The 24,555-nt window shown below is 63.4% G+C and carries 23 protein-coding genes; 11 read left to right on the top strand and 12 right to left on the bottom strand.

Features of this window, described 5'->3' with window-relative positions:
- Positions 1 to 34: 34 nt before the first annotated feature.
- Positions 35 to 928 (top strand): DMT family transporter, encoded by an 894-nt coding sequence (locus tag C9427_RS03960; RefSeq protein ID WP_107647889.1) that lies wholly within the window; start codon positions 35 to 37, stop codon positions 926 to 928.
- Positions 929 to 1,055: 127 nt separating this feature from the next.
- Here the strand turns inward: C9427_RS03960 and C9427_RS03955 are convergent, their stop codons facing one another.
- Together C9427_RS03955 and maiA are read right to left on the bottom strand one after the other, a co-directional pair.
- Positions 1,056 to 2,096 (bottom strand): zinc-dependent alcohol dehydrogenase family protein, encoded by a 1,041-nt coding sequence (locus C9427_RS03955; RefSeq protein WP_107647888.1) that lies wholly within the window; start codon positions 2,094 to 2,096, stop codon positions 1,056 to 1,058.
- Positions 2,097 to 2,140: 44 nt separating this feature from the next.
- Positions 2,141 to 2,791, bottom strand: a complete 651-nt coding sequence (maiA, locus tag C9427_RS03950) for a maleylacetoacetate isomerase (protein WP_107647887.1) — start codon at positions 2,789 to 2,791, stop codon at positions 2,141 to 2,143.
- Positions 2,792 to 2,961: 170 nt separating this feature from the next.
- Between maiA and C9427_RS03945 the strand changes: the two genes are divergently transcribed.
- Positions 2,962 to 3,645, top strand: a complete 684-nt coding sequence (locus tag C9427_RS03945; RefSeq protein ID WP_107647886.1) for a response regulator — start codon at positions 2,962 to 2,964, stop codon at positions 3,643 to 3,645.
- Here C9427_RS03945 and C9427_RS03940 read toward each other — a convergent pair.
- The 4 genes from C9427_RS03940 to C9427_RS03925 all read right to left on the bottom strand — a co-directional run bounded on the left by C9427_RS03940 (position 3,642) and on the right by C9427_RS03925 (position 8,720).
- Positions 3,642 to 4,982: an ATP-binding response regulator gene (locus C9427_RS03940; protein WP_107647885.1), complete on the bottom strand. Its 1,341-nt coding sequence runs from the start codon at positions 4,980 to 4,982 to the stop codon at positions 3,642 to 3,644. The two genes, C9427_RS03945 and C9427_RS03940, sit on opposite strands and share 4 nt — an antisense overlap.
- 10 nt (positions 4,983 to 4,992) lie before the next feature.
- Positions 4,993 to 6,159 (bottom strand): FIST signal transduction protein, encoded by a 1,167-nt coding sequence (locus C9427_RS03935; RefSeq protein WP_245436972.1) that lies wholly within the window; start codon positions 6,157 to 6,159, stop codon positions 4,993 to 4,995.
- A gap of 378 nt (positions 6,160 to 6,537) precedes the next feature.
- Positions 6,538 to 7,116, bottom strand: coding sequence for a CatB-related O-acetyltransferase (locus C9427_RS03930; RefSeq protein ID WP_107647884.1), 579 nt, complete (start codon positions 7,114 to 7,116; stop codon positions 6,538 to 6,540).
- A gap of 71 nt (positions 7,117 to 7,187) precedes the next feature.
- Complete coding sequence (locus tag C9427_RS03925; RefSeq protein WP_107647883.1) at positions 7,188 to 8,720, bottom strand: acyl-CoA carboxylase subunit beta; 1,533 nt, start codon at positions 8,718 to 8,720, stop codon at positions 7,188 to 7,190.
- A 394-nt stretch (positions 8,721 to 9,114) separates the two neighbouring features.
- On the opposite strand from C9427_RS03925, the gene C9427_RS03920 reads away from it, so the two are divergent.
- Positions 9,115 to 10,563: a DEAD/DEAH box helicase gene (locus tag C9427_RS03920; protein ID WP_107647882.1), complete on the top strand. Its 1,449-nt coding sequence runs from the start codon at positions 9,115 to 9,117 to the stop codon at positions 10,561 to 10,563.
- Between the two features lie 89 nt (positions 10,564 to 10,652).
- Here the strand turns inward: C9427_RS03920 and C9427_RS03915 are convergent, their stop codons facing one another.
- Together C9427_RS03915 and C9427_RS03910 are read right to left on the bottom strand one after the other, a co-directional pair.
- The gene (locus tag C9427_RS03915) at positions 10,653 to 11,627 is read right to left on the bottom strand and encodes an alpha/beta hydrolase (protein WP_107647881.1); all 975 of its coding nucleotides are present in this window, start codon (positions 11,625 to 11,627) and stop codon (positions 10,653 to 10,655) included.
- A 72-nt stretch (positions 11,628 to 11,699) separates the two neighbouring features.
- Complete coding sequence (locus C9427_RS03910) at positions 11,700 to 12,521, bottom strand: SDR family oxidoreductase (protein WP_107647880.1); 822 nt, start codon at positions 12,519 to 12,521, stop codon at positions 11,700 to 11,702.
- A 216-nt stretch (positions 12,522 to 12,737) separates the two neighbouring features.
- On the opposite strand from C9427_RS03910, the gene C9427_RS03905 reads away from it, so the two are divergent.
- The 6 genes from C9427_RS03905 to dapB all read left to right on the top strand — a co-directional run bounded on the left by C9427_RS03905 (position 12,738) and on the right by dapB (position 17,587).
- The gene (locus tag C9427_RS03905; protein WP_107647879.1) at positions 12,738 to 13,772 is read left to right on the top strand and encodes a cysteine synthase A; all 1,035 of its coding nucleotides are present in this window, start codon (positions 12,738 to 12,740) and stop codon (positions 13,770 to 13,772) included.
- On the top strand, positions 13,772 to 14,515 hold the full coding sequence (locus C9427_RS03900) for an alanyl-tRNA editing protein (protein WP_107647878.1): 744 nt from the start codon (positions 13,772 to 13,774) through the stop codon (positions 14,513 to 14,515). Before C9427_RS03905 ends, C9427_RS03900 begins: the two co-directional genes overlap by 1 nt.
- Before the next feature lie 43 nt (positions 14,516 to 14,558).
- The gene (gene sseA, locus C9427_RS03895; protein ID WP_107647877.1) at positions 14,559 to 15,425 is read left to right on the top strand and encodes a 3-mercaptopyruvate sulfurtransferase; all 867 of its coding nucleotides are present in this window, start codon (positions 14,559 to 14,561) and stop codon (positions 15,423 to 15,425) included.
- Between the two features lie 5 nt (positions 15,426 to 15,430).
- On the top strand, positions 15,431 to 15,994 hold the full coding sequence (locus C9427_RS03890; RefSeq protein WP_107647928.1) for a GNAT family N-acetyltransferase: 564 nt from the start codon (positions 15,431 to 15,433) through the stop codon (positions 15,992 to 15,994).
- A 97-nt stretch (positions 15,995 to 16,091) separates the two neighbouring features.
- On the top strand, positions 16,092 to 16,649 hold the full coding sequence (locus C9427_RS03885) for an OmpA family protein (protein WP_107647876.1): 558 nt from the start codon (positions 16,092 to 16,094) through the stop codon (positions 16,647 to 16,649).
- Between the two features lie 131 nt (positions 16,650 to 16,780).
- On the top strand, positions 16,781 to 17,587 hold the full coding sequence (gene dapB / locus C9427_RS03880; RefSeq protein ID WP_107647875.1) for a 4-hydroxy-tetrahydrodipicolinate reductase: 807 nt from the start codon (positions 16,781 to 16,783) through the stop codon (positions 17,585 to 17,587).
- A 43-nt stretch (positions 17,588 to 17,630) separates the two neighbouring features.
- On the opposite strand, the gene C9427_RS03875 is transcribed toward dapB, so the two are convergent.
- The 4 genes from C9427_RS03875 to C9427_RS03860 all read right to left on the bottom strand — a co-directional run bounded on the left by C9427_RS03875 (position 17,631) and on the right by C9427_RS03860 (position 21,864).
- Positions 17,631 to 18,386, bottom strand: coding sequence for an ATP-binding cassette domain-containing protein (locus C9427_RS03875; RefSeq protein WP_107647874.1), 756 nt, complete (start codon positions 18,384 to 18,386; stop codon positions 17,631 to 17,633).
- Positions 18,379 to 19,440 (bottom strand): ABC transporter permease subunit, encoded by a 1,062-nt coding sequence (locus C9427_RS03870; RefSeq protein WP_107647873.1) that lies wholly within the window; start codon positions 19,438 to 19,440, stop codon positions 18,379 to 18,381. The genes C9427_RS03875 and C9427_RS03870 overlap by 8 nt, the downstream gene beginning before the upstream one ends.
- Positions 19,441 to 19,541: 101 nt before the next feature.
- The gene (locus tag C9427_RS03865) at positions 19,542 to 20,522 is read right to left on the bottom strand and encodes an ABC transporter substrate-binding protein (RefSeq protein ID WP_107647872.1); all 981 of its coding nucleotides are present in this window, start codon (positions 20,520 to 20,522) and stop codon (positions 19,542 to 19,544) included.
- Between the two features lie 436 nt (positions 20,523 to 20,958).
- On the bottom strand, positions 20,959 to 21,864 hold the full coding sequence (locus C9427_RS03860; protein WP_107647871.1) for a sugar-binding transcriptional regulator: 906 nt from the start codon (positions 21,862 to 21,864) through the stop codon (positions 20,959 to 20,961).
- A gap of 286 nt (positions 21,865 to 22,150) precedes the next feature.
- Here C9427_RS03860 and C9427_RS03855 point away from each other — a divergent pair, with 286 nt between their 5' ends.
- Entirely contained in the window at positions 22,151 to 23,059 is a 909-nt protein-coding gene (locus C9427_RS03855; protein WP_107647927.1) for a tagatose-bisphosphate aldolase, read from the top strand.
- A gap of 29 nt (positions 23,060 to 23,088) precedes the next feature.
- A complete protein-coding gene (locus C9427_RS03850; RefSeq protein ID WP_107647870.1) occupies positions 23,089 to 24,528 on the top strand; it encodes an ROK family protein in 1,440 nt (479 codons plus the stop codon).
- The last annotated feature ends 27 nt before the right edge of the window (positions 24,529 to 24,555 follow it).

Raw genomic sequence — 24,555 nt, 5'->3', positions numbered from 1 at the left:
CCCGATAGAGGAGCGCGAGCATCGGGAGCGTTGAATGGACAAGACGGCGAGCGGCTGGGTGAGCGGATTCGTCGGCGTGCTGATTTTCAGCGGCTCGCTTCCGGCTACACGCGTGGCAGTGATGGATTTCGATCCGATCTTCTTGACCGTGGCCCGCGCCGCGATAGCCGGTCTGCTCGGCCTTGTGCTGCTCATCGTTTTGCGCGCCGAGCGTCCGCGGCGTGGTGACCTGTTTTCCCTGGTCATCGTGGCGCTCGGCGTCGTGGTTGGCTTCCCTTTGCTCACCGCGCTGGCGCTGAAACACGTCACCTCGGCTCACTCCATCATCTTCGTCGGCCTGTTGCCGCTTGCGACCGCGATCTTTGGCGTCATTCGCGGCGGTGATCGCCCAAGGCCGGCTTTCTGGCTGTTTTCGTGCCTTGGCAGCGCCCTCGTTGCCGGCTTTGCGCTAGCGCAGGGTGGATCGGCTTCGCCGCTGGGCGACAGTTTGATGCTTGCCGCCATCATCGCATGCGGTCTTGGCTATGCCGAAGGGGCCGCACTGTCGCGCCGGCTCGGCGGCTGGCAGGTGATCTGCTGGGCGCTGGTGCTGTCACTGCCGGTGATGTTTGCGCTGACGCTGATGACCAAGCCGGCGTCGTTTGACGGCGTCGGCGTCAACGCCTGGATCGGCCTGGCCTATGTTTCGCTGTTCAGCATGCTGATTGGTTTCGTGTTCTGGTATCGCGGGCTGGCGCTGGGGGGCATTGCCGCCGTGGGACAGTTGCAGCTTCTCCAGCCCTTCTTCGGCCTCGCGCTGGCGGCAACGCTGCTGCACGAGCAGGTCAGCCCGCTGATGATCGCCGTCACGGTCGCCGTGGTGCTTTGCGTCGTTGGCGCCAAGAGGTTCGCCAAGCAGGCTGTGCCGCAACGGGTGGCCGCGCAGTGACTGCGCCGTCCGCTAAAGCGCGTCATGTTTGACGCGCTTTAGGTTTTTGTTTTTATGCATGTCGTTATCGCAAAACCGCTGCGCACCCTCGGGTCAAGCCCGTGGGCATGCTTTTGCGCGACATGCATTAGAACTTCGTCACCACACCGATGCCGATGCCTTCGAAACCGCCCATCGCCATCAGCGCGGCCGGCGCGTCCTCGAGGCTGATCCGCTTGCCGACCAAGAGTTCGGGCTTGAGCTTGCCGGTGCGGATCATCTCCATCATCGCCTGGTAGCGGTAGGCCTGCATGCCGTGGCTGCCGCGGATTTCGAGCTCGAAGGCGATCACCTTGTCCATCGGTATCTGCGGCCTGGCATGATCGCCGAGCATCAGGCCGACCTGCACGTGCCGGCCGCGCCGGCGCAAATTGGCGATCGAGTTGAACGAGGTGGTGGGATGGCCGAGCGCGTCCACCGACATATGCGCGCCGCCATTGGTGATCTGCTTGACCGCCTTGACCACATTCGGCGTCTTGGCGGCGTTGATCGTCGCCACGGCGCCGATCTTGCTGGCGAAATCGAGCTTCTCGTCGGTCAGGTCGATGGCAATGACGTTGGCGCCCATGGCGCTGGCGATCATGATCGCCGACAGGCCGACGCCGCCGCAGCCATGCACGGCCACCCATTCGCCGGGCGTCACCCGGCCCTGGTCGACGATGGCGCGGAACGACGTCACGAAACGACAACCGAGGCTGGCAGCAGTGGCGAACTCCATCTCATCGGGCAGGCGCACCAGATTGGTGTCGGCATGGTCGATGGCGACATATTCGGCAAACGAACCCCAGGCGCTGAAGCCGGGCTGGAACTGGTGCTCGCAGACCTGATGGTTGCCGGACGTGCATTCGAAGCAGCGACCGCAACCGACGGCGAACGGCACGGTGACGCGCTCACCGGCCTTCCAGCGGGTCACTCCTGAGCCGGCGGCCACCACGACGCCGGCAAGCTCATGGCCCGGCACATGCGGCAGGCGGATGCCGTCGTCGTGACCCATCCAGCCGTGCCAGTCGCTGCGGCAGAGCCCCGTCGCCTCGACCTTGATGACGACGCCCTCGGGCGCCGGCGTCGGATCGGCGACGGTCTGGATGGTCGGCGCTTCGCCGAACTTTTCGAAGACGACGGCTTTCATTGGCAATACCTCATAGTCATGCTCGTCATAATTGGATTGCGCCGTTACTCGGCATCGATCTGGTTCTCGGGCGCCGCCTTTTGGAAGGCCGGCAGAGCCATGCAGGCGGCGTGGATGCGCGCAATCGTCGGGTAGGGCGTCATGTCGACGCCGAAACGCGCGTTGCTTGTGACCTGGGCGACCAGACAGATGTCGGCCAGCCCCGGCGTGTCGCCATGGCAGAATATCCTCGTCTCGGACGAAGAAGCCAGGATCTTTTCAAGTGGCTGGAAACCCTCGTTCACCCAGTGCCGGAACCAGTTGACGACGTCCTCGTCGCCGGCGCCGAACAGCGTGCGCAGCGAGGTCAGCACGCGCAGATTGTTCACGGGATGGATGTCGCAGGCGATCATCTGCGCCAGCATCCTGACATGGGCCCGGCCAAGCGCCTCCTTCGGCAGCAGCGGCGGCGCGGGCTTGGTCTCGTCCAGAAATTCGATGATCGCCAGCGATTGGGTTAGAAGCGTGCCGTCGCCCAGGATCAGCGCAGGGACCAGCCCTTGCGGGTTGACAGAGAGATAGGCGGGCTCCAGATGCTCGCCGTGGCGCAGGTGATGCGGCACGTATCGATAGGTCAGGCCCTTCATCTCCAGCGCGATCCGCACCCGGTAGGAGGTGGAGGAGCGGTAGTAGTTGTGAAGGACGATGTCGCTCATTGCGGCACATTCGGCCGATTTGGACCACCGAGCAAGGCATGGCCGTTCGGAAATTGCCATCTCCGCCCTTCACCATGGATGGCGATGTACTATTTGGCAATAATCTGACCATGGTCGCAGGATTATCCTGCGCCAGAACAGGTCGACCAGACCGAACCGAAACGAGCCCCATGACCGCAGTCAACGATCGCGCCCGGTTTCTGATCATCGACGACCATCCGCTGTTTCGCGAGGCGCTGCACAGCGCCGTGCAGATGGCTTATCCGGAGGTCGACACGGTGGAGGCGCGCACCATCGCCGAGGCGCTCGAGCTTCTGGCTGATGCCAAGCCCTTCGATCTTGCCTTGCTCGACCTCAGCATGCCTGACGTGCATGGGTTCGAGGGGCTGCTGCAGCTTCGGACCCGTTATCCGCGCCTGCCGGTGGTCATCGTCTCGGGCTATGAGGAGCCCAGGATCATTTCCGAGGCGCTGTCCTATGGTGCTGCCGGTTTCATTCCGAAATCGGCGCGCAAGAGCGATCTGGCGGCCGCCATCCGCTCGGTGATGGAAGGCGCGATCTATGTGCCCGAAACCTATGAAGGCCAGCCGCCGGACGCCGACAGCACCGATCGCGCCGAGATGGTGCAGCGCCTTGCCAAGCTGACGCCACAGCAGCTCAGGGTGTTGCAGATGCTGCGCCAGGGCCTGCTCAACAAGCAGATCGCCTACGAGCTGCAGGTCGGCGAAACCACGGTCAAGGCGCATGTCTCCGAGATCCTGCGCAAGCTCAACGTTTATAGCCGCACGCAGGCTGTGATCGAGGTGTCGAAGCTGGACAATGCGGAGTTGTTTCGGGACCAGGCGGGGTTTTAAGCCAAAAGGTGCGCCAGCAGCGCCCGCAGTTGCGCCGGCTTCAGCGGCTTGCGCATCAGCTCGATGCCGGCGGCGCGGGCGGCTTTTGCAACGGCCTCCGAACCGTCGGCTGTGACGATCAGCGCCGGCACGGCGCGGCCGAGATAGTCGCGGACCTCGGCGATGGTGGCGGTGCCAAGGTCGCCAGCGTCGAGATGCTGGTCGGCGATGATGATGTCCGGCACCCAGTCCGTGTCGCCAAGCATGTCGAGCGCTTCGCCGGTCGAGGTGGCGGCGCGCACCAGACATTGCCAGCGTTCGAGCAGAAACGTCATCGCCTGCAGCACCTCGGCGTCGTTCTCGACCAGCAGCACTTTTGTGCCGAACAGGCCGTAGCCGCGCGGCCGCTCCATATCGGTGGCGCTGGCAATGGCGTCGGCCGTGGCGCCAATGCCGACGGGAACGTCGATGTGGAAGATCGTGCCGTGGCCGACTTTGGACGAAAACGTCACGGGATGGCCGAGTGCGGCCGCGATGCGGCGCACGATAGCCAGGCCCAGACCCAGCCCGCCGCCGGCGAGCCCGGCATCGGTCGAGATCGTGCCGCGGTGGAATTCCTCGAACACGGCCTCGCGCTGGTCGTCGGGGATGCCGCAGCCGGTATCGGCGACATCGATGCGGATCGTGTCGCCGCGATGCCTGGTGCCGACCAGCACGCCGCCGGAGCGTGTGTAGTGCAGCGCATTGGACAGGATGTTCTGCAGGACGCGGCGCAGCAAGGTGCGGTCCGAACGCACGACCGCATTGACCGGCCGGAACTTCAGCGTCAGCCCCTTCATCTCGGCGACGGGCAGGAAATCCGAGCGCAGCGACGAAAACAGCGTTTCCAGACTGACGTCGCCGATATCGGGCTGCACGACGCCGGCATCAAGCTTGGAAATGTCGAGCAGGGTGCGCAGCAGGTCCTCCATCGTCTCCAGCGACCGCTCGACCTGCCGCACCAGTTTCCTGCCCTCGTCGGAGGTCTGCACCTCGGCGAGCGCCGAGACGGACAGATGCGCGGCATTCAGCGGTTGCAGCACGTCGTGGCTGGCGGCCGCCAGGAACCTGGTCTTGGACAGGTTGGCCAGCTCGGCGTTTTCCTTGGCGGCGCTGAGATCGATGTTCGACTGCTCCAGCCGGCGCAAGGTCGAATGTAACTCCTCTGTGCGCGTGCGCACTCGATTCTCGAGCGAAATCGCGGTTTGGAAGAGCGAGAAGGCGTTGCCTTGCTGGTCCATCGACCGCTCGACGCGGCTGACCAGGGCGGCGTTGATCTTCTTCAATTTCTCCAGGTCGGTGATGTCCCTGAGCGGCATGGAAGATGTCCTATTCCGCCGCCTGGCGTTCGCCGAAGGCGATGCCGGTAAAAGTCTGGTTCAGATGCATCGACCGGTATTGTTCGCCATAGGTGCCGAAGCCGATGACATTGTTGACCCGGTAGAGTTCCGAAATATCGCGAAACACCTGCCGGTTGCGGGCGTCGAGCCGGCGCAGCACGCAGTCGAAACCAAGGATCACGTCGATGCCGCCCAACCTGTTCTCGACGTCCCTCAAGGCGGAACGCGTTGCCTCCACCATATCCTTGGGCTGGGCGATGGAAAGGACGACGCCATCATCGATGGCGCAGAAGAACGACAATGAACCGTCCGGATGCATCTTCTGGATCGAGCGGCAGTAATATTCGCCGCCCACCTTCACCACCACCGGATGCGAGGCGAAACTCAGCGGCGTCAGAGTCTGCGCGACGATGCCGACCGAAGCGGCATATTCCTCGGCCGCATTGATGGCGTTGAATTCGCGCACGATGCGATGATCGGGGTCGGACGCCGTCACCACCAGCTTCTCGTCGGTGGGGACGAAATTGTCGGTCTTGAAGACGTGGAAAGGAATTTCGGTGGCGATCAGCACGATGATGGCGCTGTCGGAGGCGACCTTGCCGTTCGAGATCAGCCGCGTGGTCTCGAATTTCAGGTCATCGCCCGCCGACCCGCCAATCAGCGGAATGTCGTCGAGGCCCCAATGGATGGCCGAGGTCACCGCTTCCTCGGCATAGGACAGGCCGTCGATGAGGCAGAGCGCGAAGGTGCTTTTGGCCCGCTCGGGCCTGTTCCCGCGCAACGAACGCCTGAGCATCTCGACTTCGCCGGTGATCTTGTCCATGCCCGACGAGGACAGATTTTCGACCATGGTGCTGGCCGCCGAGAATGATGCGGAGGGAAGCAGCATCGCCAGGATATGGCCGTCCTCCAGACCCTGCGGCGTGATCTCGCCTGCGGTCGAGCAGCCGGCATAGCGCAGCGCCGGCGCATGGGTCTTCAGCGCATCCGTCAGGGCGGTCGCCTCGACAAGGCTTTGCGAGAAGAAGAGCAGGGCGAAGCCGGCATCGATTGCCGCGGCCTCCAGTGCCACCGCACGGGCGAAGGCATCCGTGTCGGGCTCGTCGGTGGTGAGCGCCGACAGGCCGCATGCATAGCGCGTCCGTGAACTGGCCAGCGGCTCCTCCTGTCGTTTCCTCCGACGCTCTCTCTTGTTCGCGGCTCTTTGTTGGCCTTGCGCGGGGGCGTCGAAACCATTGTTGTCTTCAAGTCGCGCTTTGGCAATGGCCGATCCACCACACTGGACTTGCTCGTCATGGAAGCGGTTCAAGTAGAACGGAAACCAGAGCGCAAGGCAGGCCAACCACCGTTTACGCGATTATTCCAGCCGGCGAATTCTGTCGGGCTCGATTTTTCCGCCTTGAGGCTGGTTCCTCTGGAGCTGGAGCATGATGCCGAAAAGTGTGAAGTGGTTTTCGGACGACATCATGCTCTATCTCTTTGATTTAGAGCCGGATTCAGATTTCAGGTCGACTTGACCTGAAATCATCCGGCTCTAGGCCAACCTGTAGCGCTGCGCGAATTCATCGGCCGTCAGATCGAAAGCTGAGCGCTCCGCTTTCAAGCGGTCTACAGGCCAGTTCCACCATTGGATTTCGAGCAGAGTGGAGATCGTGTCGTCGGAGAATCGTCGCCTGATCGCCTTGGCCGGGCTCCCGCCTGCCAGCGTGTAAGGCGCAACATCTTTCGTCACGACGCTGCCTGCGGCGACGATAGCTCCATGGCCGATTGTCACGCCCGACATGACGATGGTCCTGGCGCCTATCCAGACATCGTTGCCGATGACGATCGGGCCTTTTGATACCAGATACTCCAGATTTCTTTTCTGCCTGAAAATCCGCGACTGAAGGGGGAAAGTCGAAGCCGTGCTGGTTGGATGACTTGCCTGGCAGATAAAAAGTACGCCCGGACCAATGGAGCAGAATGCGCCGATCTCGATGGGACTTTCAGCGGTGCAGTTCAGGAATGTTCTGCCGTGAATGCCATAGCTTTCGCGCCCAATCTTTGCATGTCTTGGGATCGCATCGGGATGCTGTTTCAACCCTAGCCAAATGCGAAGCTTCTTGAGCGCCATCGGCGAAACCTAAAGACACGCCGAGAACTCCGCAACCCAGGCAGGGAAGTGTGCCTGCGCGGAACGCCGCCTCACAGCGGGATGTTGTCGTGCTTCTTCCAGGGGTTCTGCATGTCCTTGTTACGCAGCATCCTGAGCGCGCGGGCAATGCGGCGGCGGGTAGAATGCGGCATGATCACCTCGTCGACATAGCCGCGCTCGGCGGCGACGAAGGGCGACAGGAAGCGATCCTCGTAAGCCTTTGTATGCGCTGCGATCTTTTCCGCGTCGCCGATATCCTTGCGATAAATGATCTCGACCGCGCCCCTGGCGCCCATCACGGCGATCTGCGCCGTCGGCCAGGCATAATTCATGTCGCCGCGCAGATGCTTCGACGCCATCACATCATAGGCGCCGCCATAGGCTTTTCTGGTGATGACGGTGATCTTCGGCACGGTCGCCTCCGCATAGGCGAACAACAGCTTGGCGCCATGCTTGATCAGCCCGCCATATTCCTGCGCGGTGCCGGGCAGGAAGCCGGGGACATCGACGAAGGTGACGATCGGAATCGAGAAACAGTCACAGAAGCGCACGAAACGCGCTGCCTTGCGGCTGGCATCCGAATCGAGAACGCCGGCCAGCACCATCGGCTGGTTGGCGACGAAGCCGACCGTGCGGCCCTCGACTCGCCCAAAACCGGTGACGATGTTCTTGGCGAAACTCTGCTGGATTTCGAAGAAATCGCCCTCGTCGGCAATCTTGAGGATCAATTCCTTGATGTCATAGGGCTTGTTGGCGTTGTCGGGGATCAGCCGGTCGAGCGAGAGATCGTGATCGGTGACCGACTGGTAGCATTCGATCTCGGGGATATCAGCCGTGTTGGAAGCAGGCAGCAGATCGACCAGCCGGCGCATCTGCAACAGCGCCTCGACGTCATTGTCGTAGGCGCCGTCGGCGATCGAGGATTTCGTCGTATGGACGGAGGCGCCGCCCAGGCTTTCGGCGGTCACCGTCTCGTTGGTGACTGTCTTCACCACGTCCGGCCCGGTGACGAACATGTAGGAGGTGTCGCGCACCATGAAGATGAAGTCGGTCATGGCAGGCGAATAGACGTCGCCGCCGGCGCAGGGTCCCATGATCACCGAGATCTGCGGGATCACGCCGGAGGCCAGCACATTGCGCTGGAAAATCTCGGCATAGCCGCCGAGCGCCGCCACACCCTCCTGGATGCGCGCGCCGCCGGCGTCGTAGAGGCCGATGATCGGCGCGCGGTTACGCAGCGCCATCTCCTGCACCTTGACCACCTTTTCGGCGTGCGCCTCCGATAGCGAGCCGCCGAATACGGTAAAATCCTTGGCAAAGACGTAGACCGGCCGGCCGTTGACGGTGCCCCAGCCGGTGACGACGCCGTCGCCGGCCACCTTGGTTTTTTCCATGCCGAAGTCGGTCGAGCGGTGCTCGACATACATGTCGAATTCCTCGAACGAGCCCTCGTCGAGAAAGACGTCGATACGCTCGCGCGCGGTCAGCTTGCCCTTTTTGTGCTGGGCGTCGATGCGGACCTGGCCACCGCCCATGCGCGCCATGTCGCGGCGTCGCTCGAGTTCCTTCAGCACGTCCTTCATCGGTCGATCCCCAAAACGAAAAGGTGCGTTTCGTGGTAATCATGCCGGCAAGGGAGCGCAAGCGCCGCTTTTGCCATCGATTTGTTGCATCGCAACATGGCGCCCCTTGCATTGCGCGGCGAACTAGGCCATATGCAGCGGCATAGGCGCTTGGGCCGGGCAAGATCCGGCCTTCTCGACGAATGAGACTGGTTGCGTCTGTTTTCCCTCTTTCCCGTTGATCGGCAAGGTGGCGAAAAAGCCCCGTGGCATGATGCCTGCGGGCACGACAGCGCAGCCGAGTGGACGTTTACGTCCGCCCGCCTTGTCGTTTCGTATCAATTTTTTTCGACGGCAGGTTGCGCCCTGCCGCCATCGATGTTTGCGGCTACAGGCCGTGTGAAAGAAGACTATTTTGACCAACGAAAACACCTTTGCCGGTAACACCAACTCGACCGGCAGCACTGCGGAACTCTCCGGTTTCGCAGCCCTTGGAATTACCGGCGCGCTGCTCAAGGCGACCCATGGCGCCGGCTTTACCGAACCGAAGCCGATCCAGATGCAGGCGATCCCGCCGCAGATGGAAGGCCGTGACATTTTCGGCATCGCACAGACCGGCTCGGGCAAGACGGCGGCCTTCGCGTTGCCGATCCTGTCGAAGATCATCGCGCTAGGCACCAAGCGCCGTGCGAAGACCACACGTGCCTTGATCCTGGCGCCGACGCGCGAACTCGCCGTTCAGATCGAGGACACCATCAAGATCCTCGCCAAGGGCGCGCATGTCTCGACCGCGCTTGTGCTTGGCGGCGTCTCGCGCTTCAGCCAGGTGAAGAAGGTTGCGCCCGGCGTCGACATCCTGATCGCCACGCCCGGCCGTCTGACCGACCTGGTGCGCGAGGGTGACCTCATCCTCTCCGACACCAAATGGCTGGTGCTGGACGAGGGCGATCGCATGCTCGACATGGGCTTCATCAACGACGTCAAGCGCATCGCCAAGGCGACCGCGCCCGACCGCCAGACGGTGCTGTTCTCTGCGACCATGCCGAATGAAATCGCCGAGCTGGCCAAAGGCCTGCTGAAGAACCCGATCCGCGTCGAAGTCGCGCCGCAAAGCACCGCGGCGGCCGAGATCGTGCAGGGCGTCGTCTTTGCCCGCACCAAGCAGAAGCGCCAGGTGCTGTCGACGATGCTCGCCGACGACGCAATGAAGTCCGTCATCATCTTTTCGCGCACCAAGCATGGCGCCGACAGGGTGACGAAGGACCTCGAGCGCGACGGCTTCAAGGCCGCCGTCATCCACGGCAACAAGTCGCAGAACGCCCGCCAGAAGGCACTGAACGATTTCCGCGACGGTTCGGTGCGCATTCTTGTCGCCACCGATATCGCGGCGCGCGGCATCGACGTGCCCGGCATCAGCCACGTCGTCAACTTCGACCTGCCGGACGAGGCGGAGAGCTATGTCCACCGCATCGGCCGCACCGGCCGCAACGGCATGGATGGCATTGCGATCACGCTTTGCGATCCTTCCGAAAACAGCAAGCTGCGCCAGGTCGAGCGCATCATCCGCACCAAGCTGCCTGTCGTTGCCGACCATCTCGGCAGCCCGGATCCGCAGCGCAATCCGGCCGAAAAGAACGAGCGCTTCGAGCCGGCCAACAGCCGCCCCGACCACAATGGCCGTCGCGACGGCAGGCGGCCCGGTGGTGGCAACGGCTTCGGCAAGAAGCGGTTCGGCGACAAGCCGGCCGGCGACCGGCCGTTCGCGGCCAAGCATCAAGGCGACCGCCCGGAAGGCCGCAAGCCGTTCAAGGGCAACAACAAGCGCCGCTTTGGCGGCAAGCGGCCGGCGACGCACGCTGCCTGATGAATGCCACTTCGGCGGATTGAGCCCGGCTTGATCGCTGATAAATAAAAAAGGGCGATCGGAGCAATGCTCTGATCGCCCTTTCGTTTCTACTGCACCACGGCCTCCACCCACACCACGATCCGCTGTGCGAGGAAAGCCGTGGTCGACGGCGACAGCGCGTCGCCGGCAATAACGTGGTTGTCCTTGTCGTCGGTGTCGTCCACGGGCACCAGCTCGTGTGCCGCACCCCAGCGCCCGGCAATTTCGCGGGTGCGGTCGGGCCGCACCACGGCGTCCGAATCCGAAAAGATGAACAAGGCAGGGATGGTCGCCTTCTCCACCGGCGCGCCATAGGCGAGTTCCGTCAGCGCCGCCATCGGCAGCGTCGCCGCCGTCGGATACTGGTATGTCCAGAATTTCGCGTGCAAGGCGTTGCGCGTCTCAAAGCTGCGTTGCTTGCCGATGACCAGTTCGGCGATCTGTTTGCCCCATGGCATGGTCAGCAGTTCGGCGCCGGAAGCCTTCACGCCGAAATTCGGCGAGATGAACGCGATCGCCGCAATGCCGTCCGAAGCGCCGGGCTGCGTCGCCGCCCACGCCGCCAGCGAGCCGCCGGTCGAGGTGCCGATGACGATCACCTTGTCGCCGATCGCCCGGCCTATGGCGCGCGCTTCCTCGAAGTCGTTGATCCAGGCGTTGACGCTGCCTTCAGCCATCGCGGCGCCGTCCTGCCCATGGCCGGTGAGGCGGGTGTAGAAGAGATTGGCGTCGAGCTGGTCGGCGACCTCGTCAGGCAGCGGACGGACCTCGCCCTTCGATGCCGAAAATCCGTGGATGTAGACGATTGAAAGCTTCGTCCTGGCGTGAACCATCGGGTTTGCCCAGATGATTTCCTTCTCCAGCCCGTCGCGGATATCAGGCGCGGCGGCTTCCTTGCGCGCCAGATAGGCCTGCGGATCGTCTCCGATCACCGAAGGATCGAAACGGATCGTGGTGTCGACCAGCACACGCGGGCCAAGCAGGACGGCCAGGACAAGGATGACGACAAGACCCAGCACCGCGAGCACGATCCGTCGCCCCATCGCAGACTCCAAACAACAATTCTCAACCTATGGCCGCGATTGCAACCAGGCAACTCGTACCCTGTGGACAGTTTATTCGTTCGGTGGCTTGCGGTCGAAATTCAGCGGCCGCGACTTCCAGCGCGTCGCAGTGCTGATGACCCACCGGCAGACCGGTCTGGGCAGGATGCTGAGCAGTTTCAGCCCCCAGCTCAGGCGGCGCGGGAAGGTGACTTCGAAGCCGCCGGAGTTGATGCCGCGCGCCATGCGCCGCGAGGCACGGTTGACGGGCATCAGCCCGGGCATCGGCAGCAGGTTCCTCTCGGTCAGCGGCGTGTCGACAAAGCCCGGATTCATCACCTGGACGCGGACGTTCATCTTGTCGAAGTCATATTTGAGCGACTCCGCCAATATGTTGATCGCCGCCTTGGTGCCGCCATAGGCCGCCGTGGTCGGCCAGCCGAAATAGGCGGTGACCGAACCGACCAGCACGATGTGGCCGCGCCCACGCACGCGCATGCGTTCGACAACCGGCACCAGGCCGTTGATGATGCCGAAATAATTGACTTCGAAGGACTGGCGAAACCCGCGCACGGTAAGATCCTCGCCCGGCGTCGCGATGTAGTTTCCGGCATTGAAGACGGCGAGCACGATCGGGCCGAGATCTTTCTCGATAGCCGCGACCGTCCTTGCCATGCGCTTCTCGTCGGTGACGTCACAGGGATAGGCCGTGACGCGGCCCGGCATCTGCGCCGTCTCGACAACAAGCGTGTCGATCGGATCGTCGTCGAGCGACGACACCGCGACGGAATAGCCCTGGGCTGCGAGATCCTTGGCCAGTGAGCGGCCGATGCCGCTGCTGCCGCCCGTGATCCAGGCGACGCCGTGCTTCGGGTTGGCCCGGTAGAGTGTCATGCCGTGTCCTGCGACTCTTTCTTAGCTTGTGCTCTAGCGACGAAGAAATCGAATGAAAAGAGTGCTTTTCCAGACAAGGTTTAAATGGACGCCCGAGCGCGGTATCCGGTTTGAGGGAATTGCAGTGCCGGAAATGCGACTGGACCAGATGAAATCTTGCCTTGAAACCGAAGCGGTGGGTTTCTAGGGTCTCGCCGCACGCATAAAGGAACCTATATGCCACGTTCTGTAATTGAAGCGATCGGCAACACGCCCCTGATCCGCCTCAACAAGGCCTCGGAAGCAACCGGCTGCGAGATTCTGGGCAAGGCCGAATTCATGAACCCGGGCCAGTCGGTCAAGGACCGCGCCGGCCTGTTCATCATCCGCGACGCCGAGCAGCGTGGGCTTTTGAAACCGGGCGGCGTCATCGTCGAGGGGACGGCCGGCAACACCGGCATCGGCTTGACGCTGGTCGCCAAGGCGCTCGGCTACCGCACCGTGATCGTCATTCCCGACACGCAGAGCCAGGAGAAGAAGGACACGATCAAACTGCTCGGCGCCGAACTGATAGAGGTGCCCGCGGTTCCCTACAAGAACCCCAACAATTATGTGAAACTGTCGGGCCGCCTGGCCTCGCAGATGGCCCGGTCCGAGCCGAATGGTGCGATCTGGGCCAACCAGTTCGACAATGTCGCCAACCGCGACGGCCATATCCGCACCACTGCGCAGGAAATCTGGAACCAGACCGACGGCAAGGTCGATGGTTTCGTGTCCGCCGTTGGGTCCGGCGGCACGCTGGCCGGCGTCGCCTTCGGGCTGAAGGCCAAGAGCAAGGACATCAAGGTCGCGCTCGCCGATCCGCTGGGCGCCGCGCTCTACAGTTTCTATACCAGCGGCGAATTGAAATCCGAGGGCAGCTCGATCACCGAGGGCATCGGGCAGGGGCGGATCACCGCCAACCTCGAAGGCTTCACGCCGGATTTTTCCTTCCAGATACCCGACGAGGAAGCGCTGCCCATCGTCTTCGACCTGATCCAGGAGGAGGGGCTCTGCGTCGGTGGCTCGACCGGCATCAATATTGCCGGCGCGATCCGGCTGGCGCGGGAGCTGGGTCCCGGCCACACCATCGTGACCATCCTCTGCGACTACGGCACGCGCTATCAGTCGAAGCTGTTCAACCCGCAGTTCCTGCGCGAAAAGCAGCTGCCGGTGCCGGGCTGGATGGAAGAGAAAGCCGACATTTCGGTACCGTTCGAAAAGGTCGCGTGATGTCCTATAAGACGCAGGCGCTGTTTCGCGACGATGCTTATCTGCGCACCGCCGACGCCACCATAGTCGCCATCAACGAGCGCGGCGGCATCATTCTCGACCGCACCATCTTCTATGCCACGTCGGGTGGACAGCCAGGGGATACGGGTGCGCTCGAGCGCGCCGACGGTAGCGTGATCGCGATTGCCGCCACCATCACCGGCGAGACCAAGGACGAGATCATCCATGTGCCGGCGCCCGACCAGCCGGCGCCGGCCGTCGGCGAACGGGTCAAGCTCGCCATCGACTGGCGGCGGCGGCATCTTTTGATGCGCATGCACGCGGCCTGCCACCTGCTCACCGTCGTCTGCCCGTTCCCGATCACGGGTGCCGCGGTTTCCGAGGACGACAGCCGCGTCGACTTCGACATCCCGGATGCCGGCTTTACCAAGGAAGATGTGACGGCAAAGGTGATGGAACTGGTGCGGGCCGACCATCCGATCTTTGTCAGGCTGATATCGGACGAGGAACTGGCGGCCAATCCTGGTCTGGTCAAATCCAAGAATGTGCGGCCGCCCGTCGGCACCGGCCAAATCCGCCTGGTCTGCATTGGCGACAACGCCTCGATCGACAGCCAGCCTTGCGGCGGCACCCATGTGAAGAGCACTGGTGAAGTCGGCGAGATCCATATCGGCAAGATCGAGAAGAAGGGCCGCGAGAACCGGCGCTTCCGTATACGCTTTGGACCGATGCCGGCAGCTTGATAAAATACAGAAGCTCCGCCTGGGGCGAAGCGGGAGAACGAAAATGGCCGAAGACAGCCCTTTCACCGTCGATGCGGACTGGTTGCAGGCTCGTCTCCACGAACCGGGCCTGACCATCGTCGATGCGTCCTGGTATCTGCCGGCGCAAGGCAGGGACGCGCGCGCCGAATATGAGGCGGCACATATTCCGGGCGCCCGCTTCCTTGATCAGGATGCGATATCGGACCCTGATTCGGCCTTGCCGCACACGCTGCCTTCGCCGCAGCATTTCGCCCAGTATGTCGGCGCGATGGGCATTTCGGCTGACGACACCATTATCGTCTATGACGGTCCGGGCTTTTTCTCAGCGCCGCGCGCCTGGTGGATGTTCCGCGTCATGGGCGTGTTCCAGGTCTACATACTGGACGGCGGCTTCGACCATTGGAAAGCGGCGGGACGACCGGTGACGGCGGAGCCGACGAAGACAGCGCCTTGCGTGTTTCACGCCGACTTCGATGCCAAGCGTGTCGCCAGCCTTGCCGATATGCGCCGCATCGTCGAGACGAAGGAGAGCCAGATCGCCGATGCAAGGTCCGCTGGCCGGTTTGCCGGCACTGAGCCCGAACCTCGCGCAGGCATCCGCTCCGGTCATATGCCTGGAGCGAACAATTTGCCGTCATCGGTGCTCGCCGAGAACGGCGAACTGTTGTCGAAGGATCGTTTGCGCAAGGTGATCGAGGGAGCCGGCATCGATCTGTCGAAGCCGGTCGTCACCTCTTGCGGTTCAGGCATCACCGCGGCCGCGATCACGCTGGCGCTGGAGACGCTTGGCCACACCGACAACAGGCTTTACGACGGTTCATGGACGGAGTGGGGCGGACTTTCCGACACGCCTGTCGTGACGGGCCCCGCCTTGACGGGCAAGGAATGACGGCCATGGAAAACGGAGTGGTGGAAGACATCGACGTCACGGTGACGTTTCTCGAAATGCATGTACCGCCGGCCTATTCGCCGCCAGCGCCGTACAACCGCCAGATCGCGCTGCTGAAGACCAAGAACATTCCGCTGCACTTCTATCGCTATCTGATGGATCGGGTGGGACGCAAATGGCACTGGGTCAATGTTCTCAGGTTGAACGACGAAGAGCTTTCGGCGGGCATCCATCGCGAGGACCGCGACATCAGGGTGCTTTATCTCGACGGCGCGCCGGCCGGCTTCTTCGACCTCAAGCCGCATCTGCCGGAAGAGGTGGAGCTAGCCTATTTCGGCATGATGGAACATGCGACCGGACAAGGCATCGGCCGCTGGTTCCTGGGGGCGGCGATCGCCGCCGCCTGGTCGCACGGGCCGAAGCGGGTAACGGTACAGACCTGCACGCTCGACCATCCGGCGGCATTGCCGCTCTATCAGAAACTCGGCTTCGCGCCGGTGGCGCAGAAGAAAGAGATCGTGCATCCGATGGCTTTCGCCGAGCGCTCGGCCAGCGTCATGCGGCCCTGAAAAACTGAACCTTTCGTTCATCGAGGCTTCAGACTGCCTCTGGCATCTTGTCGGCACCATCAATGCGGCCATCAGAGCAGGGCCGAAGGAGAAAGACATGCTGACCAGACGCACCTTTGCCGCCGTGCTGATTGCGGCGCTTGCCATGCCGACCCTTGCCGCCGCCCAGGCGACGACCCCTTCGGCCGCCACGATCGAGCGGCAACTCGAAGCGGCGCCCAAGGTGAAGCTGCGCCCGAACCAGCGCGTTACCATTCGCGAATTCAAGCGCCGGCCGGATCTGCGGCGCATGGCCCGCTCGATCGATATCCAGTCGATCAATTTCGCCTTCGGCTCGGCGGCCATTTCCGAGTCGCAGTACGGCAAGATCGAAAACATCGCCGACGCACTGCGGCGCATCCTGCGGCGTGACCGCGGCGCCCGCATTCTGATCGAGGGCCATACGGACGCCGTCGGTTCCTTCCAGTCGAACCAGATCCTGTCCGAGCAGCGCGCCGCGTCGCTGAAGCGCACGCTGGTGCGCGAATTCGGCGTGCCGGGCCATGCGCTCGAAACGGTTGGCTATGGCGAGGAGTTCCTGCTGGTGCAGACGCAGAACGAGAACTGGCGCAATCGCCGGGTGACGCTGCGCCGCTTCGACGATTTCATAAGATAAGCCTGCTTGAGTCCAGTGATCCGACCGCCTGCGCGGCGTCTGGATCAACACTCAAGAAAGAGCCTGGCTTGAATGAGCCGGGCTCTTTCCATATCGCTGGTCGTTTCAAGGCGCGATTGGAGGACCAGGCGATGACGATACGAGTGGTGATGGCCGGGGCGACCGGCTGGGTCGGCAAGGCGCTGGTGCCGGCGATCTCGGCGCAAGGTGACATGAATTTGGCCGGAGCGGTTTCGCGCAGCGGTGCGGGGCAGAATTCCGGCCTGCTGGTTGGCCTGCCAGCCAATGGCGTCACCGTTTCCGCTTCGCTGGCCGAGGCGCTGGAGGCGCCGTCCGATGTGCTGGTCGACTATACCAAGCCGCATGTGGTGAAGGATCATGCGCTGCTGGCGATCTCCAAGGGGCGACATGTGGTGATCGGCACATCGGGGCTTGGCGCCGCCGATTATGCCGAGATCGATGCCGCGGCACGCGCCAACCGGGTCGGCGTGATTGCCGCCGGCAATTTTTCGATCACCGCCACGCTGATGAAGCGGTTCGCCCTGATGGCGGCGAAATACGTGCCCGATGTCGAGGTCATCGACTATGCCAGCGCCAAGAAGCCCGACGCCCCGTCAGGCACCGCGCGCGAGCTTGCCGAGGCGCTGGCGGATGTCCGCAAGGCTTCGACGGCAAGACCAGTCTCGGAAGTGACGGGCGTGCCCGGAACACGCGGCGCCGCGGTTGGAGCCGGTGAGGGGGTGCAGGTGCACGCGCTTCGCCTGCCGTCCTACATCCTGTCCTGCGAGGCGCTGTTTGGGCTGCCCGACGAAAGGCTGACCATTCGCCATGATGCCGGCTCGTCCGCGGCACCCTACGTGGCCGGAACGCTGCTCGCCGTCCGGCGCGTGCTGCAAGTTACCGGGCTGGTGCGCGGTCTCGATGCATTGATGGACTAGCATGGAGCGCGGCGGTCTGGCCACGATCCGTCGATAGCCTCAGCTACCCACCAACCATCAGCTTGACGACTTCATCATGGTTGGTGTCTGAGATCTTGCGCTCACCGGCCTGGACGCCGCGCCGCAGCACGACGATGCGGTCGGACACGGCGAAAATATCCTGCAGATTGTGCGAGATGAAGATCACGCCGCGCCCTTGCGCCTTGAGCTGGTGGATGAGCGAGATGACCTTGCGCTGCTCAGGCACCCCAAGGGCGGCGGTCGGCTCGTCCATGATCAGGATCTGCGCGTCCCAATAGACCGCCCGGCCGATGGCGACGGCCTGGCGTTGGCCGCCGGAGAAATTGCTGACCGGGGCATCGAGCCGGCTGACATGGAAGTCCAGCCGTCCCATGGTCTGCTTGGCGGCGACGGCCATGGCCTTGCGGTCCAGCACCGGCAAGAAGCCGAAAGCCTTGCGCATCGGTTCGCGGCCCAGGAAGATATTGGCGCCGATCGACAAATTGTCGGCCAAAGCCAGGTCCTGGTAGATCGTCTCGATGCCTTTTTCGCGCGCCTCCTGTGGCGTCGCGAAGGTCACCGGCTGCCCCCTGAGCAGGATTTCGCCGGCCGTCGGCTGAAACACCCCCGATATCGCCTTGATCAGCGTGGTCTTGCCGGCGCCGTTGTCGCCCGCCAGCGCCACCACTTCGCCCGGCCTCACGGCCATGGAGAAGTCGTTGAGCGCCTGGACGGCACCAAAATGCTTGGAAAGGTGCCGGACTTCGAGAAGCGGTGTGGTTTGTTCGGAACTATTCATCCTGGCGAGCTCCACTGAACCGGCGCTGCGCCTGGTCGATAAGGACGGAGATAATGATGACGAGGCCGACGGCGATGAACTGCCAGAACGGCTCGACATTGACGAAGACCAGCCCGTACTGGATCACCGCGATCACCAATGCGCCGGCGACCGTGCCGAAGATCGTACCGGACCCGCCGAACAGGCTGGCGCCGCCGATCACCACCGCCGCGACGCTGTCGAGCAGCAAGGGTTCGCCGGCCTGGGCCGCGCCCGCCGTGAAGCGCGCAGCGTAGAGCGCACCACCGAGGCCGGCACACATCGCCGAAAGCACGTAGAGGCGCAGGATATGGCCCCTGATGTCGATGCCGGCGCGACGCGCCGCCTGCACATTAGCGCCAATGGCGTAATTGTGCTGGCCGAACCGGGTCTGGCTCAGGATGTAATGCATCACGACGACGAAGATTGCGGTGATCATCACAAGATAGGGCACACCGTGGAACTTGCCGTTGCCGAGCAGCGCGAACCAGGAGTTCTGGACCGGCACCGTCGTGCCGCCGGCAAGGAGATAGGCGGCGCCGCGCGCCACGCCGAACATGCCGAGCGTGCCGATGAAGGGCGGAATTCTCAGCCGCGAGATTAAGAGGCCGTTGATGATACCCGGCACGCCGGCAACGAGCACGGCAGCCAGAATACCCGCCAGCATTGCCAGTGGCAGCGGAATTGCCGCTCCCGCCATGTTCGTGGCGTGGGCGGCAACGACGGCGGCAAGGCCCATGATGAAGCCCAGCGAGAGGTCGATGCCTCCCGAAATGATGACGAATGTCTGTCCGGTTGCAAGCAGCAACGGCGCCACCGCAAATATCGCAATGGACTGTACGTTGAACGGGTTGAGCACGAAGGTAGCGCCGAAGGCGAGCCTCGACCAGACCTCGAAACAGATGATCAGGCCGGCGAGGAACAGCCAGGCGCGCCCTTCGGCGATGCGTCCGAGCCAGGTCCTGGCCGGATCACCATGGTCGGCCTGAGGAGCGATATGGGTTTCGCTCTGCTCGATTGGTGATGTTGAGGTCATTGGTATATCCGATCCGCGGCGCGGCCTCCGTCAACAGGGGCCTAGAGACCCGGCGCTGGTCTCCTCCCGGCAAGCCGGAAGGAGACCAGGCTGGTTTGGACTCATTCGGAATAAAGGTACTTCGAGATGTTCGGATCAGCGATGTTCGCCTTGTCCATGATCGTGAAGCCGGTGCCGATCGCAACCGGGATCGACTGGCCGGTCAGGTGCGCATAGGCCGAAACGACACCGAAATAGCCGATCTCGGCGGGATGCTGGGCAATCGCAACGTCGACCAGGCCGGTGTTGATATTGTCGACGATGCTGGTCGGCGCGTCGAACGCCACGACCTTGACGGTGCCGGTCTGCCCAGCTTGCTGGACGCCATTCGCCGCGCCGAGCGCGGAGAACAGGTTTGCGCCGAACACGCCGACGAGATCGGGATTGCGTGCGAACACAGCCTGCAGCTGCGAGGCGGCCTTGTTGGCGTCGTTGTCGTTGAACTGGGTCTCGAGAACGGTGATGCCGGGATGGTTGGCCGCCATTTCCTTCTTGAAGCCCTCTTCACGCTGATCGGTGGTCGAAATGCCAGGCTTGACGTTCGAAACGTAGACCTTGCCCTTGTCGCCTATGGCAGTGGCCAATGCCCGCGCGGCGATCTCGCCGCCCAGAATGTTGTCCGAAGCGATATAGGACAGCGGGAAATCCGCGTCGCCGGCACCGGTCTGGTAGACGCCGCTGCCGATGAAAGTGTCGACGGTGATCACCGGAATGCCGGCATCATTGGCCTTGCGCAGCGGCTCGACCAATTGGACCTTGTCGGTCGGCGCGATCAGGATGGCATCCGGCTTCTTGGCGATGACCGCGTCAAGCACGGGGACCTGGGTTACCGGATTGAAATCCGGGGCGCCCTGGAAAACAAGGTCCACGCCAAGCGCGTCGGCTGCCGCCTGGGCGCCTTTGCGCATGGTGATATAGAAACCATCGGTCGTGAGGCCGGGGATAAGTGCAATGGTGAACTTCTTGTCCTGCGCCAGCGCGGGAGCGACCAGCGCCGTGGCGCTGATGGCGAGAGCCGCGAGAGCGGCAACAATCTTCTTCATGACATCCTCCTCATTGTTGGCAGATCTGCCGTTGCAAGTGACATTGGAATGGCCGTCAATCGTTCAGGCAAAAGCTGCCCAACGGCCGGGGAACGCCTGTTTGCTGTCGCGGGCAGCTTTCCTCCCAAGCGCCCTCCGGTCGATAGGTCAGCCGGTCGAACCGACCGGAACAAGAGCCGCAGCTCCCCTTCACTCGCCTCCGCAAGCCTGTGGGAACTGCGTCGCCCGGCGTTCTTGCACGCCGGATCGTTCTGGTTGTAACACTTTGCAGAAATAAATTGCAACTCGGTTTTTCCGAGTTTGCGGCGTCGGACTTTTCAAACCGGACAGCATATGATGCGCTCTGCAGGCCTCCAGGGCGGACTATTGCCCCGACATCCCGGCGACACAACCGATTTCCTCGCAGGGGACCTACGGTTCCGCCCGGAGCCGGCCTCTATCGAGGCGCGAGAGCCTCAAGGATGGCCTGCGCCGTCTTCGTATCCGTAGTCAGGGCATTGATGAGCCTGGCGCGAGCGGCGCCGATGATTGCCGTCGCTTTCTCCGGCGACGCGGCAACGCCGATCACCAGCGGCACCGTGCGAAGCTGTGCCGGCGACATCGCGATCATCCGGCTCTCACCTTCCCAGGGAATCAAGGTGCCTTCGGCATCGAAGTAATGCCGAAGGACATCTCCCGCCGCATGAACCAGGGCCTGCTCGCTCAATGTGGCCGCACTCGCCTCGGGCGGATTGATGGCGTGCGGCAGGCCGATGCCGACGATCGCGACGTCGGTCCGGTCCCATAGCGCGACAGCATCGCGGATGGCCGCGTCGCCAAGGAAGACCTCACGCAACTCGCTGGATGGCAGATAGGGCGCATGGATGAAATGCGGCGTTCCGCCCAATTCCTCGGCGGCGAGCCGCACGAACTCGTTGATCTGAAAATGCGGCGCATGCTGCTGCATGCCGCCGGTGGCAGCGACGGTGTGGACGCCGGGAATACGCGGAAGGCCGGTCCGGATCACCTCGCGGACGGCGCGTCCCCAGCCGATGGCGAGCACGGAGCCGGCCACCAGCCGCGCTTGCTTGAGCAACGCGCCGAGCGGAGCGGCAAGCGCCGTCAGTGCGCCCGCCGCCGGCGTCTCGATCACCGCCGCGTCTCGAAGTCCGAGCCCATCGATCAATTGCCTGGTGATGTCCTCGGGCGTTGCCAGATCGAGAACCTCGATCCGGACGATCCCCTCGGCGCGCGCCCTTTGCAGCAGACGCGAAATCGTCGCCGTGGAGACGCCGAGCTGCCGTGCGATGTCGACCTGCGACATCTCAGCCTCGTAGTGCAGCTTGGCGACCGTGTGCAGCATCGTGCGCGATGCGGTCGCGTCCTGGATCGGAGGGGCAGACAGCTTGCAATTCCTTTCAGCAACGTGTTACACGAGCATAGGCCGACGGGAGTTATCGCGCAAATTCGGCAAACTCGCAACTTGAGGTCCTAACGGGCGGCAGTGTCGGCGAGGCCGCTTCTCCCGGCGAATCGATAGCGTAGCAAAGCGGCAAAGATCTTTCCGCCGGCAAGCGGGAAAAACTGAACAATCTTGTTTCCACGGAATCCGCGCCTCGCGAATGGGCGCCAACATCGGACAGAAGACCATGGCAAAGATGACCACCGCGGAGTTGCGCGGCTACCAGCAGATATGCGGCAAGGACGGGGCCATGGTGGCCATCGCCTGCGATCAGCGCGGCGGCATGCGGACCTTGCTGGCGTCGGATCCGGCCGAACAGGCCAAGATCACCAATGACATGCTCGGCGACACCAAATCGGACATCACGCGTTACCTCGCCAGCGCCGCGTCCTGTGTCTTGCTGGACCCGCTGTGCGCGGTGCCGAGGGTGGTCGACGAAGGCGTGCTGAACCGGGATACGGCGCTGCTCATCGGCCTCGACGCTTCCGGCTTTGACGTCTCCCCCGACGGCTATCGCTTGTCGCGCCTGGTTCCCGGCATCGACGCGCGCCGAGTCCGCGAACTGGGCGGCACGGGCGGCAAGATCATGGTCTATCTCAGGGCCGACAAGCCTGAGGCCAATGCGCACAACATCGCCATCCTGCGCCAGTGCATCGCAGACTTCGGGCGGGAGGACCTGCTGCTCGTCGTCGAGTTCCTGACCTACCAGCTCGAAGGGGAAAGCCCCGAGGACTATGCAGCCAAAACGCCCTGGCTTGTCGAAGAGGGTACCCGGATTTCACTGGAGTGCGGCGCAAAAGTGCTGAAGCTTCCGTACCCTGGAACACCCGAGGCTTGCGCCAACATCACCAGAATAGCAGGCGACGTGCCGTGGGCGGTGCTTTCGGCCGGTGTCAACCACGCGACCTTCCTTGGCCAGGTCGAGATCGCCATGCAAAACGGCGCGTCGGGTGTCATCGCCGGCCGTTCGCTGTGGAAAGACTGCATCTCGCTCGACCGTGACATTCAGCGCGAAAGGCTTAAGACCATCGCAGTGCCGCGATTGCGCGAAATCCAGGCTGTGATCGGACACTACCGGCAAAAGAAAGCCGCCTGATATCCGCGTTTGATCACTGGCAGGACGTCATGCCCCTCAGCATCGGAATTGACATTGGCGGCACCAATCTGCGTGCCGCCCGTATTTCCGCCACGGGTCAAATCCTCGACCGCATTTCCGAGAAGAGCGCGCCGGACCCGGAACTGGTTCTCTCCCGCATCGCCGGGATGGTGCGCCGGCTCGATGCCCCAGAGGTTGCAGCCATCGGCATCGGCGTCCCCGGACGCGTCGATGCGCGGCTTCGCAGGGTGCTGTCCGGCGGCTATGTCAACCTGGCTTCGGTTTCGCTGGCCGAACGGCTTGAAGACATCGCCGGCAAGCCCGTCGTCGTCGACAATGACTGCAACATGGCGCTGGTCGCCGAGATGGCGCTCGGCGCCGGCCGGGGCCATGGCGATATCGTCATGTTCACGATCGGCACCGGCATTGGCGGCGCCGTCGCCCGGAACCGGCAGATCATGCAGGGCCGGGCAACGGCGGGCCAGCTCGGCCATATCACCGTCGACGTGAACGGCGAGACCTGCGCCTGCGGCCGGCGCGGCTGCGTCGAAACCACCAGCTCGGGCACGGCGCTCGGCCGGCACATCGCGCGGGCCGGGCTCGGTGCGGATGTCTCGGTCGATCAGCTTTTTGCCCGTGACGCGGCCGGCGATATCCAGGCGCGCGGGGTACTGGAAGCCTGGGCCAGGCCGCTGCGAGCCGCGATCGACACGACCGTTGCAGTGCTCGACCCCGATCTGGTTCTGCTTGGCGGCGGCCTTGGCCGGGCGGCGCACAAGGCGCTTGCCTGCGCGCCGGCGCTGGCGCCCTGGTACCAATGCAAGGTGGAACCGGCACAGCTCGGCGACGATGCCGGCGTGATCGGCGCTGGCCTGCAGGCATTGGCGGGGGAGGCGGGCATGACGCCGGCTCCGACCCAACTCGGCCGCGCCAGGCGCGCCGTGCTCGTCAACGGCATCCCCGCCAGCGGCAAGAGCACCGTTTCGCGCGGCATCGCCGACCGCATGGGATGGCCATTGCTTGCGCTCGATACGGTCAAGAACCCGTTCCTCGAAGTGCTCGGCGGCGGCGACCGCGAGTTCAACCGCACGCTCGGCCGCGCCAGCTACCAGGCGATCTGGTCGGTCGTCGGCGAGGCGCCCGCTGGCACAACCGTGATCGTCGATGCCTGGTTCGGCTTCCAGCCGCGCCAGATTCTTGAGGACCATTTGCGAAAGGCGGGCGTCGAACAGACCGCCGAAATCTGGTGCCACGCTCCCGGCGAGGTTCTTGCCGAGCGCTATCGCGCCCGGCTCGACCAGCGCCCCGCCGGCCATCCGGGTGCTGCCTATATCCCCGAGCTGATCGAACTGGCCAGGCGCGCCGAGCCGCTGCGGCGCGGACCGCTTTTCGACGTCGATACGACGAAACCGATCGACTTTGATGCGATCACGGAATGGCTGAAAGCCATCATTGAAGCCGGCGATTGAGCCGCGCGTAATCTCGACTGATCCCGA

It is taken from the genome of Mesorhizobium helmanticense, from assembly GCF_003034915.1.
Lineage (GTDB): Bacteria > Pseudomonadota > Alphaproteobacteria > Rhizobiales > Rhizobiaceae > Mesorhizobium > Mesorhizobium helmanticense.
The sequence above is the reverse complement of the archived record's forward strand: the minus strand, read 5'-3'. Positions and strand labels throughout refer to the sequence as shown.

What these genes read in the sequence shown, in the direction of transcription:
- C9427_RS03960 (WP_107647889.1), top strand. Translation starts at nt 35, where the DNA reads ATGGACAAGACGGCGAGCGGCTGGGTGAGCGGATTCGTCGGCGTGCTG.
- C9427_RS03955 (WP_107647888.1), bottom strand. Translation starts at nt 2,096, where the DNA reads ATGAAAGCCGTCGTCTTCGAAAAGTTCGGCGAAGCGCCGACCATCCAG.
- maiA (WP_107647887.1), bottom strand. Translation starts at nt 2,791, where the DNA reads ATGAGCGACATCGTCCTTCACAACTACTACCGCTCCTCCACCTCCTAC.
- C9427_RS03945 (WP_107647886.1), top strand. Translation starts at nt 2,962, where the DNA reads ATGACCGCAGTCAACGATCGCGCCCGGTTTCTGATCATCGACGACCAT.
- C9427_RS03940 (WP_107647885.1), bottom strand. Translation starts at nt 4,982, where the DNA reads ATGCCGCTCAGGGACATCACCGACCTGGAGAAATTGAAGAAGATCAAC.
- C9427_RS03930 (WP_107647884.1), bottom strand. Translation starts at nt 7,116, where the DNA reads ATGGCGCTCAAGAAGCTTCGCATTTGGCTAGGGTTGAAACAGCATCCC.
- C9427_RS03925 (WP_107647883.1), bottom strand. Translation starts at nt 8,720, where the DNA reads ATGAAGGACGTGCTGAAGGAACTCGAGCGACGCCGCGACATGGCGCGC.
- C9427_RS03915 (WP_107647881.1), bottom strand. Translation starts at nt 11,627, where the DNA reads ATGGGGCGACGGATCGTGCTCGCGGTGCTGGGTCTTGTCGTCATCCTT.
- C9427_RS03910 (WP_107647880.1), bottom strand. Translation starts at nt 12,521, where the DNA reads ATGACACTCTACCGGGCCAACCCGAAGCACGGCGTCGCCTGGATCACG.
- C9427_RS03905 (WP_107647879.1), top strand. Translation starts at nt 12,738, where the DNA reads ATGCCACGTTCTGTAATTGAAGCGATCGGCAACACGCCCCTGATCCGC.
- C9427_RS03900 (WP_107647878.1), top strand. Translation starts at nt 13,772, where the DNA reads ATGTCCTATAAGACGCAGGCGCTGTTTCGCGACGATGCTTATCTGCGC.
- sseA (WP_107647877.1), top strand. Translation starts at nt 14,559, where the DNA reads ATGGCCGAAGACAGCCCTTTCACCGTCGATGCGGACTGGTTGCAGGCT.
- C9427_RS03890 (WP_107647928.1), top strand. Translation starts at nt 15,431, where the DNA reads ATGGAAAACGGAGTGGTGGAAGACATCGACGTCACGGTGACGTTTCTC.
- C9427_RS03885 (WP_107647876.1), top strand. Translation starts at nt 16,092, where the DNA reads ATGCTGACCAGACGCACCTTTGCCGCCGTGCTGATTGCGGCGCTTGCC.
- dapB (WP_107647875.1), top strand. Translation starts at nt 16,781, where the DNA reads ATGACGATACGAGTGGTGATGGCCGGGGCGACCGGCTGGGTCGGCAAG.
- C9427_RS03875 (WP_107647874.1), bottom strand. Translation starts at nt 18,386, where the DNA reads ATGAATAGTTCCGAACAAACCACACCGCTTCTCGAAGTCCGGCACCTT.
- C9427_RS03870 (WP_107647873.1), bottom strand. Translation starts at nt 19,440, where the DNA reads ATGACCTCAACATCACCAATCGAGCAGAGCGAAACCCATATCGCTCCT.
- C9427_RS03865 (WP_107647872.1), bottom strand. Translation starts at nt 20,522, where the DNA reads ATGAAGAAGATTGTTGCCGCTCTCGCGGCTCTCGCCATCAGCGCCACG.
- C9427_RS03860 (WP_107647871.1), bottom strand. Translation starts at nt 21,864, where the DNA reads ATGCTGCACACGGTCGCCAAGCTGCACTACGAGGCTGAGATGTCGCAG.
- C9427_RS03855 (WP_107647927.1), top strand. Translation starts at nt 22,151, where the DNA reads ATGGCAAAGATGACCACCGCGGAGTTGCGCGGCTACCAGCAGATATGC.
- C9427_RS03850 (WP_107647870.1), top strand. Translation starts at nt 23,089, where the DNA reads ATGCCCCTCAGCATCGGAATTGACATTGGCGGCACCAATCTGCGTGCC.